General features: G+C 70.2%; 11 protein-coding genes. 7 read left to right on the top strand and 4 right to left on the bottom strand.

Annotation, left to right across the window (positions count from 1 at the left end):
• Nucleotides 1-59: 59 nt before the first annotated feature.
• Nucleotides 60-2,459, top strand: a complete 2,400-nt coding sequence (locus tag ABGB08_RS14095; protein WP_347590191.1) for an FtsX-like permease family protein — start codon at nt 60-62, stop codon at nt 2,457-2,459.
• A 1-nt stretch (nt 2,460) separates the two neighbouring features.
• Here the strand turns inward: ABGB08_RS14095 and ABGB08_RS14100 are convergent, their stop codons facing one another.
• The gene (locus tag ABGB08_RS14100; RefSeq protein ID WP_347590294.1) at nt 2,461-4,509 is read right to left on the bottom strand and encodes a spermidine synthase; all 2,049 of its coding nucleotides are present in this window, start codon (nt 4,507-4,509) and stop codon (nt 2,461-2,463) included.
• Nucleotides 4,510-4,622: 113 nt separating this feature from the next.
• Here ABGB08_RS14100 and ABGB08_RS14105 point away from each other — a divergent pair, with 113 nt between their 5' ends.
• The 4 genes from ABGB08_RS14105 to ABGB08_RS14120 are packed head-to-tail and all read left to right on the top strand — an operon-like array spanning nt 4,623 to nt 7,340.
• Nucleotides 4,623-5,063, top strand: coding sequence for a helix-turn-helix domain-containing protein (locus tag ABGB08_RS14105; protein WP_347590193.1), 441 nt, complete (start codon nt 4,623-4,625; stop codon nt 5,061-5,063).
• Nucleotides 5,060-5,917, top strand: a complete 858-nt coding sequence (locus tag ABGB08_RS14110; protein WP_347590195.1) for an alpha/beta hydrolase — start codon at nt 5,060-5,062, stop codon at nt 5,915-5,917. Before ABGB08_RS14105 ends, ABGB08_RS14110 begins: the two co-directional genes overlap by 4 nt.
• Before the next feature lie 17 nt (nt 5,918-5,934).
• Nucleotides 5,935-6,582 carry a nucleotidyltransferase domain-containing protein gene (locus tag ABGB08_RS14115; RefSeq protein ID WP_347590197.1) on the top strand — a complete coding sequence of 216 codons (648 nt, stop codon included), beginning with the start codon at nt 5,935-5,937 and terminating at the stop codon, nt 6,580-6,582.
• On the top strand, nt 6,579-7,340 hold the full coding sequence (locus tag ABGB08_RS14120; protein WP_347590199.1) for a nucleotidyltransferase domain-containing protein: 762 nt from the start codon (nt 6,579-6,581) through the stop codon (nt 7,338-7,340). Before ABGB08_RS14115 ends, ABGB08_RS14120 begins: the two co-directional genes overlap by 4 nt.
• Here the strand turns inward: ABGB08_RS14120 and ABGB08_RS14125 are convergent.
• From ABGB08_RS14125 to ABGB08_RS14135, 3 genes are all read right to left on the bottom strand, one after another.
• Nucleotides 7,325-8,188, bottom strand: coding sequence for a hypothetical protein (locus ABGB08_RS14125; protein ID WP_347590201.1), 864 nt, complete (start codon nt 8,186-8,188; stop codon nt 7,325-7,327). The two genes, ABGB08_RS14120 and ABGB08_RS14125, sit on opposite strands and share 16 nt — an antisense overlap.
• A gap of 11 nt (nt 8,189-8,199) precedes the next feature.
• Nucleotides 8,200-8,736, bottom strand: coding sequence for an NUDIX hydrolase family protein (locus tag ABGB08_RS14130; RefSeq protein WP_347590203.1), 537 nt, complete (start codon nt 8,734-8,736; stop codon nt 8,200-8,202).
• Nucleotides 8,737-8,800: 64 nt separating this feature from the next.
• Nucleotides 8,801-9,469 (bottom strand): DUF998 domain-containing protein, encoded by a 669-nt coding sequence (locus tag ABGB08_RS14135; protein WP_347590205.1) that lies wholly within the window; start codon nt 9,467-9,469, stop codon nt 8,801-8,803.
• A gap of 317 nt (nt 9,470-9,786) precedes the next feature.
• On the opposite strand from ABGB08_RS14135, the gene ABGB08_RS14140 reads away from it, so the two are divergent.
• Together ABGB08_RS14140 and ABGB08_RS14145 are read left to right on the top strand one after the other, a co-directional pair.
• Nucleotides 9,787-10,113, top strand: a complete 327-nt coding sequence (locus ABGB08_RS14140; RefSeq protein WP_347590207.1) for a YciI family protein — start codon at nt 9,787-9,789, stop codon at nt 10,111-10,113.
• 309 nt (nt 10,114-10,422) lie between these two features.
• A complete protein-coding gene (locus ABGB08_RS14145) occupies nt 10,423-12,465 on the top strand; it encodes an RNA polymerase sigma factor (RefSeq protein ID WP_347590209.1) in 2,043 nt (680 codons plus the stop codon).
• Nucleotides 12,466-12,988 lie beyond the last annotated feature (523 nt).

The following is a 12,988-nucleotide window of genomic DNA, read 5'->3' on the forward strand; positions in this document are numbered from 1 at the left end:
CCACGTCACGAGGGGGCGCATATTCGGGAAGTCCGCGTGTCGTGGATCGAGAGGTCGCGATGAGGTTCTCCCGTGTCTGGCTGGCGGTTGTCGTCGCCCCGCGGTGGCGCGCGCACGCCTCCCTGGTGGTGCTCGTCGCGTTCGCCCTGGCCACGGTCCTGGCCGCGGTCGCGGGCGCACGGCGCGGCGGGTCCGCGCAGGACCGGCTCCGGGTCGGCGCGCTGCCCGCCGACGTCCTGGTGCAGAACCAGATACCGGACTTCGACTGGGACCGGGTCCGGGCCATGCCCGGGGTGGCCGCGGTCGCACCGCTGGCGGTGTCCGCGCTGAACGTCCAGGACGTCCAGCTGTGGTGGGACTCCGCACCGCCGGCCGACGCCGAGATGTGGCGATCCGTCGAACGCCCGGTGGTGCTGGCCGGACGGCTGCCCGACCCGGCCCGAGCCGATGAGGTGGTGGTGCTCCCCCGCTTCGTGGAGACGTACGGCAAGGGCGTCGGCGACACGGTGGTGATCCAGCTGAGCACCCCGGAGGAGGTCAACCTGCTCTGGGATTCCGCCGGGTCCCCCGGCGGGCATGGGCCGAAGATCGTGGCACGGATCGTGGGAGTGATCCGATCGCCGTACTTCGTCGACCCCAGCGGAGGCAAGGGAACGCTCCTTCCGTCGCCCGGGCTTTTCCTGACCTACGAAGAAAATTTCATGGGCGTGGATCGGCGTGGCGGCTTCACGATCGCGCTCGTCCGGCTGACCGACGGCGAGGCGGGGCTGCCGGTCTTCCGTGAGGCCTTCACGGCGCTGACGAACCGTCCGGACATCAAGATTGAGAACCTCGCCGGCATCCGCCGCGAGGTCAACCGGCTGCTCGACTACGAGGCCACCGTGCTGATCGCCCTCGGCCTGGCCGCGCTGGCCGCCGCGGCGCTCATCGTCGCCCAGTTCACGGCCCGGTTGACCAGTGCCGCGATCCCCGAGTTACAGCGCCTGCGCGCCTCCGGTCTCACCCCCAGGCAGGCGGTGACCGCCGCGGCTCTCGGCCCGGCGCTGGGCGGAGTGCTCGGCGCGGCGCTCGGCGCGGCGGGGGCCGCCGCGGCGTCCCCGTGGATGCCGATCGGCGCCGCCGCCGCGTACGAGCCGCGCCCGGGATTCGACCTGGACTGGGCCGTCCTGCTGCCCGGCCTGCTCGGCGTGCCGACCGTGATCGCGCTGGGCGCGACCGGATACGGCTGGATCCTGCTCGGCGCGGCGCGATCACCCCGCCGCCGCACCCCTTCCGTGATCGCCGCGCTCGCCGGTCGCCAGGGCTGGCCGGTGCCGATCCAGACGGGTCTCCGCTTCGCCCTGGAACGCGGAAAGGGTCTCGACACCCTTCCGGTCGGCTCGGCCCTGACCGGGACCGTGGCGGGCGTGCTGGGCGTGCTGGCCGCGCTCACCTTCGCCACCGGCGTGCACGACGCGGCCACCAACCCGGCCAGGTACGGCCAGACCCACCAGCTCATCAGCTATCTCGGCTTCAACGGCCGGGGCGCGCCGGCCGACCAGGTGATCTCGGCGCTGGCCGGCGACCCGGACGTGGCCGGCGCCGAGCACCGCGCCATGTCCACGGCCGTCTCCGGCCACCTCACCCTCGCCTTGTTCGGCTACACGCCCGGCGACCATCCCATCCCGGCCGGGGAGCTCAGGAACGGACGGCTGCCCTCGACCGACCGCGAGGTTCTGCTCGCGGCGCGCACAGCGGACACCCTCAACGTGGGCGTCGGCGACGTCGTCCCGCTCACCGGGCCGCTGGGAACCCACGACTTCACCGTCACCGGCATCGGCTTCGTCCCGGAAGGACCGTCCAACAATTACGCGGAGGGCGCGCTCACCACCGGCGACGGCTACCGTGCCCTGTTCGCCTCCTACGAGATCGACACGCTCTACCTCACCCTTCGCCCCGGCTCCGACGTGGCGGCGGCCACCACCAGGCTCGCCCGTGCGGCGAGCACGGCCGCCGGCGGCGCGCAGCTCGGTATGGTGCCCTTCTTCGAACCCCGGCAGCTCATCGAGATCAAAGGCATCCCCGCGCTGCCCGTCGCGCTCGGCGGCTTGCTGGCGCTGCTGGCGCTGGCCGCGACCGGGCACACGCTGCGGGCGGCCGTCCGGCGGCGGCGGCAGGAGGTGGCGGTGCTGAGAGCGCTGGGGATGACCCCCGCCCAGTCCCGGTGGATCGTGCTGACCCAGGCGGGGGTGCTGGCCTCGGTCGGCCTGATCGCCGGGGTGCCGCTGGGCCTGGCTCTCGGCCGGGTGCTGTGGCGCACCGTCGCCGAGGGCGCCCCCATGCTCTACGTGCCGCCGACGCCGGTGGGCACGCTGCTGCTGATCGCCCCGGCGGCGCTGCTGGCCGCGGCGGCGCTGGCGGTGTGGCCCGCCAGAACCGCCGCGCGCATCCGCGTCGCGAGCGTGCTCCGCGCCGAGTGAGCTAGACCGTCACGGTTCCCCTGGCCGCCCGGGGCAGCAGCGCGAACGCGCCCAGGTAGAGGATCCCCGCCACGATCAGCAGCGCGTTGTAGCCGACCACCAGGGCCAGGTATTCCAGGCAGCCGCCGACCATCGCGCCGAGCAGGTTTGCGCCGAAGGCCAGGGTGCCGTTCTCGGTCTCCGCGAAACGTTTGGCGAACACCACGTTGGCCGCGAAGATGGGCAGGAACGCGATCACCACGGCCGTGACCAGGCGCAGCGGCACCGGCAACGACAGCAGCCAGGAGTTGGGCACCAGCCAGCCGATGGCCAGACCGGCCAGGATCACGCCGTACATGACCGGCAGGGACGGCGTGCGGAAGCGGCGGGTCACCTCCACCGCGGCGAGCACCGCGACCAGGACGCCGCCGAACACGATCGCGTTGACCAGCCAGGTGGTGCCGAACAGCAGCGCGAACCCGGTGACGTTCTTGGTCTCCAGCAGCAGGAAGCCGACCCCCAGCAGGAACAGGTCCGCGTACGGCCGCATGGTCCGGAACGGCCCCGCCACCGCGCGCACCGCGAGCAGGCTGACCAGCAGGATCAGGCCGAGCGCCACCAGGTACAGCATCGGGATGGAGGTGTCGTGCAGGTAGAGGAACGGGCGGTCGTCGCTGGTCGGCGGCGGGGTGTCGGCCGACGCGCCGCCCCACTCGCCGGCGCAGGTCTGGTCGGCGGCGGTGAGCCCGGCGGTGATGACGGCCTGCTGGCCCCAGCCGACCACGTCCACGCACGGCTTGTGGCCGAAGGCGGCCTGGGCGGTGGCGGCGAGCCGGTCCATCAGCCAGATCTCGCGGTAGTAGTTGTACATCGCGAACGCGCCGCCGGGCTTGAGGTGCTCCTGGGCCGAGCGCATGGCCTGCTCGGTGAACAGGTAGCTCTCCAGCCGCAGCGAGCTCGCCCCGGAGACGAGGGTGAGCGAGTCGGGCAGCGCGAACAGGATCAGGTCGTATTTCTTGTCGGTGCGCTCCAGGAACGCGCGGCCGTCGTTGATGTGGGTGGTGACGCGCGGGTCCTGGTAGGGCCGGTCGGGGTGGAACGTACCGCCGAGCTCACGCAGCTTGGGGTCGATCTCGACGGCGTCGACGTGTTTGGCGCCCTTGGCCAGCGCGATGGCCACGTCGGTGCCGCTGCCCGCGCCGACGATCAGCACCTCGTCGAGGGTCTTGGTGGCGGCCCGGTCGTACGGCGTGCCGTACTGCGGCTCCCACTCCAGCCGCCGCGCGGCCGGGATGGCCTCCTGGTGCGGGATTCCGTTCACGTCGATCCGCATGATGGGCACGCCGTCGCGCTCGAACTTGGTCTCGGTCACCTTGTAGTACGGCGACCACAGCGCTCCCGCCGTGAACGTTTCAAGCGCGAGCGCCGTCACCACGAGCACGGAGGGCGCGATCACCAGGCCGAAGTGGGCGACGGCCGTCTTGGGGCGCAGCAGCACGCCGTACGCGACGGCGGCGACCAGGCCCCACACCAGGGGCGGCGCGCTGAGGAAGGACAGCAGCGTGAACAGGCCGATGCCGATCAGGCTGCCGATCAGGTCGTAGCGGTAGGCCTCCAGGCGGGGCAGCTCGGGGAAGCAGCGGCCGACCAGCTCGGCGGGGACCATCAGGACCAGCGCCGCCGTCACGAAGATCACCGGCAGGATCAGCCAGGCCGGGGGGCCGCTGGTGGACAGGCTGGTGAAGTAGAGGATGCCGTCGGTCTCGCGGTTGACCACGACCGGGAAGAAACTGACGACCAGCACCAGCACGGCCAGCAGGATCGGCGAGTAGTACGGCTGCCGCTTGCTCCGCCCGACCCGCAGGAAGCCGAGCCCGATGCCCAGGAACGACCCGAGCAGCACGAAGTTGGTGAAGTAACTCAGGTGGACGATGTTGGATCCGGTCCACCGGATCAGCGCGAGCTCCAGGAACAACATGAACGCGCTGGCCACCACCAGCCTGGGTCGCACTGGGATCCAGTGAGGTGGGGGTGCGCCGTCATCCTCGTGCAGAGCCGCGTCTGCTTGCATCGTCACGGGTGGAGGCTAGCGAAGAACGCCACTCCGAGCCAGATGCCCGATTCGCGCTTCCCTATTTTCCTGTATCGTTCCCCATGATAGGGCGTTATAGAGGAAATAGAGGGATGATGGAGCAGGCGCCGTACTCGGTGGAGCAGGTCGCGGGCCTGCTCGGGCTGCACGTCAAGACCGTGCGCGGCTACGTGCGGGACGGGAAGCTCAAGGCGGTGCGGATCGGCAAGCAGTACCGGATCGCCCGCGAGGACCTGGAGGCGTTCACCGGCCATGCGGTCGAGCCGCCCGCGCGGGAGAGCGCCCGGCGGCACCGGCACGCCGACGTGTCCAGCATCGTGCGGATCGACGCGATCAGCACGGAGGCGGCGAACCGGCTGACCACCATGCTGACCGCCATGGCCGGGAGCAGGCCGGGGGACGGCGGGCCGCTGCGCGTCGAGTCCGTCTACGACGAGGAGCGGGCCGCCATGAAGATCATCATCCTGGGCGGGCTTGAGGACTCGGCCGAGCTGCTCAGGATCGTCGGCATGCTGGTGAAGGAGTTGCGGTGATCTACTCGTCGGAGCGGGGAGCCCAGGCGATCGAGCGGCGTTACCGGGCGTATCTGGCGGACTGGCCGGTGCCCAGCGACCAGGTCACCGTGCCGACCCGGGAAGGTGACACGTTCGTCGTGGTGTCCGGGCCGGTGGACGCGCCGCCGGTGCTGCTGCTGCACGGCTCCGCGGCGAACACCGCGATGTGGCGGTATGACGTGGAAAGCTGGTCGCGCGACTTCCGGCTGCACGCGATCGACATGATCGGCGAGCCGGGGCTGAGCGCGCGGTCCCGGCCCGAGCTGGGCTCGGAGGCGTACGCGCTCTGGCTGGACGACGTGCTGGCCGGGCTCGGCCTGACGCACGCGTCGATCGTGGGCGTGTCCCTCGGCGGCTGGCTCGGGCTCGACTACGCCGTCCGGCGTCCGGGCAGGGTGGACCGGCTCGCCCTGCTCTGCCCGGCCGGGATCGGCCGCCAGAAGGCCGGGGTGCTCGTGGTGGCGCTGCTGCTCCTGCTGTTCGGCCGCCGGGGCCGGCGGGCCGCGATGCGTCTGGTCCTCGGCGTCTCCGGCGACGTCGGTTCGCGGGACTTCGCGGAGTACGTCCTGCTGATCAACCGGCATTTCCGCCCCCGCCGGGAGAAGATCCCGCTCTTCTCCGACGCGGACCTGCGCCGCCTGACCATGCCGGTGCTGGCCGTCGTCGGCGGGCGCGACCGCATGCTCGACTCCGCCGCCACCCGGACCCGGCTGGAAGCCGCCGCCCCGTACGCCACCGTGCGGCTGCTGCCCGAGGCCGGGCATCTGCTGCCCGGCCAGAACGGGCCGATCCTGGACTTCCTGCGAAGCGGGATGCAGAAACACGCCCAGTAATGGCAGGGTTGTCCGCTATGGACCTGATCGCCGATCACACCGTGCTCGCGGTCGTGGTCGGATCCCGGGCGTACGGCCTGGACACCGCCGAATCCGACACCGACCGCCGGGGCGTCTACGCGGCGCCGGCGGCGCTGTTCTGGCGGCTGGACAAACCGCCCACCCATCTGGACGGGCCACTGCCCGAGCAGTTCTCCTGGGAGATCGAACGCTTCCTCACCCTGGCCCTGGGCTGCAACCCGACCGTGCTCGAATGCCTGTGGTCCCCGATCGTGGAGAGGATCACCCCGATCGGGACCGAACTGCTGGCACTGCGGCACGCGTTCCTGTCCCAGCGGGCCAGGCAGACCTTCCTGGAGTACGCCGGCGCCCAGTTCAAGCGGCTCAACCCCGAATCGCCCAAATGGAAGCAGGCGATGCACATGATCCGGCTGCTGATCTCGGGACGCCATCTGGTCCGGCACGGCGAACCCCTCGTTCACATGGGCGAGCACCGGGATCGGCTGCTGGCGGTCCGGCGTGGGGAAGTCGCCTGGTCCGAGCTCCGCGCCTGGCGAGACGAGCTGACCGCCGACCTCGGCGCGAGCGCCGGAGTCCTGCCCGAGCACCCTGACCGTGCCGCTGTGGAGGAGTTCCTGGTGGCCGCACGAAAGTCGACGCTGTGACCACGACCCTGCCGCGCTGGCTGGCCGACATCCCGGCCGAGCAGCCGTACCCGCTCGCCTTCGCCACGGTCAGCGGCGCCCATCTGTACGGGTTCCCATCGGTGGATTCGGATGTGGACCTGCGCGGGGTGCATCTGCTGCCGTTGCCGGACATCGTCGGGTTGCGCCCGCCCGAGGAGACGATCACGCGGTCGTGGCGGCGGGACGGGGTCGAGGTCGATCTGGTCACGCACGATCTGGCCAAGTTCTGCGGGCTGCTGCTGAACCGGAACGGATACGTGCTGGAGCAGCTGCTGTCGCCGCTGGTGGTGGCGAGCTCGCCGGTGCACCAGGAGCTGGTGGCGATCGCGCCCGGGTGCGTGACGCGGTTTCACGCCTACCACTACCTGGGGTTCGCCCGGACGCAGTGGAAGCTGTTCGAGAAGGCGCGCGAGCTGAAGCCGCTGCTGTACACCTTCCGGGTGCTGCTGACCGGCATCCATCTGGTGCGGACCGGGGAGCTCGTCGCCGATCTCACCCGGCTTTACGGGGGCGGGCCGCCGTACCTCAAGGAGCTGGTGGCCGCCAAGAAGGCGGGCGAGCACGGCGGGCTGCCCGGCGGGGCGCCGGCCCTCGACGTGCTGGCCGGGGATGTCGAGGGGCTGACCGCCGCCCTGGAGCTGGCCAGGGACGAGTCGCCGCTGCCGGGCGCGGCCACGGCGGCGGACGCGTTGCACGATCTGGTGGTGCGGGTCCGGCTTGATCAGGGACTTCGATAGGGGATGGTCCGGGCGTAACGCCGGAAGCCCATGCCGCGGTAGAGCACCTGCGGGATCGGGTAACCGGAGTCGCCGCGGGGGCAGACGATCGCGGTGGTCGCGCCCGTGTCGCGGAGGGCGTGGAGGGCGGCCAGGCAGACCGCCCGGGACAGGCCCATGCGCCGGAATTCCGGGACCGTCCCGACGGGCTCGATCAGGCCGACGCCGTGCAGGTCGTCCAGCCAGATGAGGCAGCTCGCGGCGAAGTCTCCGCCGGGCCCTTCCGCCACCCAGTCCAGATCCGCCCGGTACGGCCATGCCGCCATCAGGGCTCGATAGGACTCTTCGGTCACCTTTGTCGAATTCCAGGATCGGCGGTGCACGGCCACCCGGCGTACGAGATCGGCTTCGCCGGAGACGGCCCGCACGATGAACCCGTCGGGCACTACGGGATCCGGCAGCTGTTTCAGCGAACGCCGGTGGTAGGCGAAGAACGCCTTCGCCTCGGGGTCCCGGAAATATCCGTATCTGTCCAGCTCTGACTGGAGGTTCTTCTCCACGTCGAGGGCCGTCACCATCACCGGCTGCCCGTCGGCGAGATCCGTGAACCAGCGGAGAACCTCGCCGATCAGCTCCGGATATCCCGGATCCACCTGTAAGCGGAAATCCCACGGTAAGTTGGCCCACCCCCAGGCGACCACGCGGCCGCCGTCCTCCCACAGGCCGATCGGCCACCGCGTGAGCTCCGGCGGATACATCAGCCTTCCCCAGGCCAGATCCCCCACATGATGGGCGCTCCGGGCCGACCAGAGACGCTGGGTCAGGCCCTGCATCGCGCGCAGGTCCTCCGGCTTCGCGAACTCCCGCATGCCCGCCATGATCAGGGTAGGCGGCCGACGTGGGCCAGGGCCTGCTTCAGCAGCACGCCCTGGCCGCCCGTCATCTCCTGCTGCACCAGCGGGGAGGCCGCCTCGGCCGGGGTGAACCACTCCAGGTCGAGCGCGTCCTGCCGGGGGCGGCAGTCGCCCGCGACCGGCACGATGTAGGCCAGCGACACCGCGTGCTGGCGGGGGTCGTGGTAGGGCGTGACGTCCTGGGCCGGGAAGTACTCGGCCACCGTGAACGGCTGCGGTGAGGCCGGGATGCGGGGCAGGGCCACCGGGCCGAGGTCCTTCTCCAGGTGGCGCATGAGCGCGTCGCGGACCCGTTCCCGGTAGAGCACCCGGCCGGAGACCAGGGCGCGGCTGACCTTTCCGTCCGTGCCGATGCGCAGCAGCAGGCCGACGTGGGTCACCACGCCCGACTCGTCCACCCGGACGGGGACGGCGTCGACGTACAGGATCGGCATGCGCCCCCGGATGGCCTCCAACTCCTCCGGAGCCAGCCAACCAGGTGCGGTTTCGGTCATTTCGGTCATTGATCGATCGTACTCGGCATGGGTGGGCCCACCTCGCACAACGGCGAGATGGGCTCGCACCGGTTCAGCGGAGCTCGGCGCGCTTGTCCAGGGCGACGACGGTGAGCCAGGAGACGGCCACCAGCGCCCCGAGGCCAAGGGTGAGCGCACCCGCGTGCCCGCCCGAGATCGCCCAGACCTCCCCGGCCAGGAAGATCACCGCGCTGGCCACCGAGCCCGCCGCGTATCCGGTTCGGCCGGCCTGGCCGTAGTGGCGGCCGAAGATGAAGCAGGCCACGATGAGCGCGGTGAAGCCGATCGAGGCGGAGGCGTTGTGCGCGATGCTGTGCCAGCTCATCGAGGCCGGCATGCCGAGGGGAGTGCCGGTCGGGAAGCCGTCCATCGGGTCCATCGTGAAGATCCCGGCCAGGACGGTGGTGACGCCGAACACCAGGACCAGCCTGGGAGCCCAGACGCCACCCAGCCGGCCGCGCAGCGCGCGACGGAGGCCGATCGATCCGGCGACGGCCAGCACACCCATGACCACGAATGTGGTGATCTGAAGCCAGCCGAGGTCACCGTTGCTCAGCACGCTGAGCGGGTGGCGGGTCAGGTCGAAGCTCTCCCGGGTGAAGGCCTGGCCATAGGAGACGATCCCATAGACGGGGGCGACCATCGCGGCCGCAATGAGAAGCGTGCGCGTGCTGGTCGGAGTGCTGGTGCCGGTCGGGGTGCTGGTGTTGGTGGCAGTCATGGCCGAGTCCCTTTTCAATGGCGTGGCCGGTCGAACCGGCTTCGGTGACATGGCCGGTCGAACCGGCCTCGGTGACATTGCCGGTCGAACCGGCCTCACTGACGCGTCGTCCTGCGACCCCCGGAATCGACCTCCCGTCCTGAGCTCCCCGCCGACCAGGGATTATCTGGATATTTCTGCATTACCTGTCATATGTTGAGGGATGCATTACCTGTCACATCCCGACGAATCCCAGGTCAGGCGAGAGTCGGTCGATTTCGGTGCCGGTCGTGCGACGCATGAGTGACAGCACGAAGCGATCGAACAAGGAGAAGACAATGCGATTCCTGATGACCATGAAGGGCGGCGGACCGGCTCCGGACGAGGCGCTCTACGCGGAGATGGGCAAGTTCGTGGAGGAAATGACCAAGGCCGGCGTGCTGCTGGCGACCGGCGGCCTAGACCCGGCGGGCACCCGCATCACCGCCTCCGGCGGCGACATCACCATCACCGACGGCCCTTTCGCCGAGGCACGAGAGGCGATCGTCAGCTTCGCGCTGATCGAGGTGCGCTCCAAGGAGGAGGCCATCGAACTCACCCGCCGCTTCTGGAAGATCATCGGCGACGGTGTGGGCGACATGCAGCAGGTGTACGGCCCCGAATAACCCAAACGGGACCGGCGGCAATGATTCCGGTGATCCGATCAGGACATCGCGGAACGCGCACACCGCGATCGACGGAATCTGGAAGTTGATGATCCGATCACGACGTGGCGGGGTGCGCGCACCACGATCGACGGAATCCGGGAGCTGAGACGATGATTCCAATGATCCGATCACAACGTCGCGGGGTGCGCACACCACGATCGACGGAATCCGGGAGCTGAGACGATGATTCCAATGATCCGATCACAACGTCGCGGGGTGCGCACACCACGATCGACGGAATCCGGGAGCTGAGGCGATGATCCGATCATGACGTCGTGGGACGCGCACGCCGCGGTCGACGGAGTGTGGAAGCTGGAGTCCGCGAGGATCATCGCCGGTCTCGTCCGGATTGCGGGGGATGTCAGTCTGGCCGAGGAGTTCGCGCAGGACGCGCTCCTGGCCGCGCTGGAGCGGTGGCCGGAGTCAGGTGTCCCGGACAATCCGGGCGCATGGCTGATGGCCATCGCCAAGCGCAGGGCCGTCGACCATCTGCGCCGCGCCGGACGGCTGGACCGCGGGAACGAGAAGCTGGCCCACGAACTCGCGGTCCGGCCGGATCCCGGCGCGGACGACCTGGACGCGGCGCTCGACGACCTCGATGGCGGGGTCGGCGACGACGTCCTGCGGCTGATGTTCATTTCCTGCCACCCCGCCCTGTCCACCGGGGCGCGGGTGGCACTGACGTTGCGGCTCGTCGGCGGACTGCGGACCGAGGAGATCGCACGCGCGTTCCTGGTGTCGGAGGCCGTGGTCGCGCAACGGATCGTGCGGGCCAAGCGCACACTGGCCGCCCAGCGGATCCCGTTCGAGGTGCCCGCGGAGCGGGAGCGAGAGGCCCGGCTCTCCTCGGTGCTCGAGGTCATCTACCTCGTGTTCAACGAGGGATACGCGGCCACGGCAGGCGAGGACCTGATGCGGCCCGGGCTGTGCCTGGAGGCGCTGCGGCTCGGCCGGTTGCTGGCCCAGCTCACGCCCGGCGAGGCCGAGGTGCATGGCCTTGTCGCGTTGATGGAGCTGCAGGCGTCGCGCGCCGAGGCCCGCACCGGACCCGAGGGCGAACCGATCCCGCTGCACGAGCAGAACCGGGGACGCTGGGATCGGCTGCTTATCCGCCGGGGCATGACGGCGCTGCTCCAGGCCGGGGCCGCCGGTGGCCCGCTGGGCCCGTACATGCTCCAGGCCGCCATCGCGGTCTGCCACGCCCAGGCCCCCACCGCGGAGGAAACCGACTGGGCCCGGATCGCGTCGCTCTACGAGGCGTTGTCCCGGGTGCTGCCCACTCCGGTCGTGCGGCTCAACCGGGCGGTCGCGGTCGCGATGGCGCACGGGCCAGAGGCCGGCCTGGCGTTGGCCGATCCACTGCTCGCCGAACCGGCGATGCGCGGCTACCACCTGCTGCCGGGCGTACGCGGTGACCTACTGGCCAAGCTCGGCCGCAACGCGGAAGCGCGCGCCGAGTTCGAACGCGCGGCCTCGCTCACCCAGAACGCTCCCGAACGCGCGATCCTGCTGAAACGCGCCGCCGCCTGCGAAGAGCGAGCCGACGCGGTCACCCTCTCGCACGCGGTCGCCGCCTTCCTGGCCCGCGACGACCTGGATCCCACGACCCTGCGCGCCTACGGCCAGACGATGAACCGCCTGGTCCGGCAGGTCGGCGGGGAAGTGGCGCTGCCCGATCTCACGGCCGCGCGGATCGCGGCGGCCTTCGCGGCCGTGTGGGGCGGAGCCGCGGGCGCGACCTGGAACCGGCATCGCGCCGCCGTCCGCTCCTTCACCGCGTGGGCCCGGCGCGACCAGGGCTGGACCGCCGCCGACCTGGCCGCCGGACTCGACCGGCGCCCCGAACCGCGCGGCAGGACCCGGGGCATGGACCCGGCCCACGTCGAAACCCTGCTCACCCGCCCCGGCCTCCCCCTGCGCGAACGCACCCTCTGGGCGATGCTCTACGAGAGCGCGGCCGGAGCGGCCCTGGCCCTGTCCCTCGACATCGAGGACCTGGATCTCGACGGCGGACGCGGCCGCGGCGTGCACTGGGGACCCAGGACGGCCGCGCTGCTCCCCCAGCTCATCGCCAACCGCCGCCGCGGACCCGTGTTCCTCGCCGACCGCAAACTCGCCCCGGCCCGCATGCCGCCCGCCCGCGACATATGCCCGGAGACGGGCCGCCGCCGCCTGTCCTACGAACGGGCGGAGTACTTGTTCAAACAGGCGTCGCATGGCAACACCTTCTATCAACTGCGACTGACAGAACCCTCCGCCACCCGGCAGTCGCCACCGCCGACCTCGGCGAACGCGAAAGGTTCGGTGTAGGGGTCGCCAGGGGTATTGCGCGACGGCCGTGCGTTGCGTCGGCCAATTGCAATTGCTTTCCCCTGGGCGAGCATCCGAAAAGCGAGCAATGTCCGAACCCCTGACCATTGAATCTCTAAATGATCTACGTCAGGGTCCGGCAAATCAATCAGAGGTAAGCGGGCGCAGGGCGAGCACGAATTCCGCGTACGCTCCGGCCCAACGTGTCGGTAGCGCCGGACACCGAGGTGACCATCACCGCGAAACGGCTGACGTGGGTCGTGGCGACCCCCTGACATAGAGGTTGGTAACTACGGAGCCGCACATCCAGTAAGAGGCGAAATCAACGATTTGTTCATTCCACAACCCCCAGTAGAACACATCCGGAAACCGGCGGAAAATTGCTAATTTTTCGATTTCATAAATCCGCCATGGATCGTTCCATACACCCCCTATGCTGACCGGCGTTCGCTTGTACAAAACGGGGTTCGAATCGGATTCGGGGCGGTTCGGGCATTTCCCCTTCATCCCATCAATCCGCCCT

The sequence above is a fragment of the Acrocarpospora sp. B8E8 genome, from assembly GCF_039871605.1.
In the GTDB taxonomy this organism is placed as follows: domain Bacteria; phylum Actinomycetota; class Actinomycetes; order Streptosporangiales; family Streptosporangiaceae; genus Acrocarpospora; species Acrocarpospora macrocephala.

Excerpts from the sequence above, each read along its gene's own strand:
- ABGB08_RS14105 (WP_347590193.1), top strand. The coding sequence starts at position 4,623 with ATGATGGAGCAGGCGCCGTACTCGGTGGAGCAGGTCGCGGGCCTGCTC.
- ABGB08_RS14140 (WP_347590207.1), top strand. The coding sequence starts at position 9,787 with ATGCGATTCCTGATGACCATGAAGGGCGGCGGACCGGCTCCGGACGAG.
- ABGB08_RS14130 (WP_347590203.1), bottom strand. The coding sequence starts at position 8,736 with ATGACCGAAATGACCGAAACCGCACCTGGTTGGCTGGCTCCGGAGGAG.
- ABGB08_RS14115 (WP_347590197.1), top strand. The coding sequence starts at position 5,935 with ATGGACCTGATCGCCGATCACACCGTGCTCGCGGTCGTGGTCGGATCC.
- ABGB08_RS14095 (WP_347590191.1), top strand. The coding sequence starts at position 60 with ATGAGGTTCTCCCGTGTCTGGCTGGCGGTTGTCGTCGCCCCGCGGTGG.
- ABGB08_RS14145 (WP_347590209.1), top strand. The coding sequence starts at position 10,423 with ATGACGTCGTGGGACGCGCACGCCGCGGTCGACGGAGTGTGGAAGCTG.
- ABGB08_RS14125 (WP_347590201.1), bottom strand. The coding sequence starts at position 8,188 with ATGCGGGAGTTCGCGAAGCCGGAGGACCTGCGCGCGATGCAGGGCCTG.
- ABGB08_RS14135 (WP_347590205.1), bottom strand. The coding sequence starts at position 9,469 with ATGACTGCCACCAACACCAGCACCCCGACCGGCACCAGCACTCCGACC.
- ABGB08_RS14100 (WP_347590294.1), bottom strand. The coding sequence starts at position 4,509 with ATGCAAGCAGACGCGGCTCTGCACGAGGATGACGGCGCACCCCCACCT.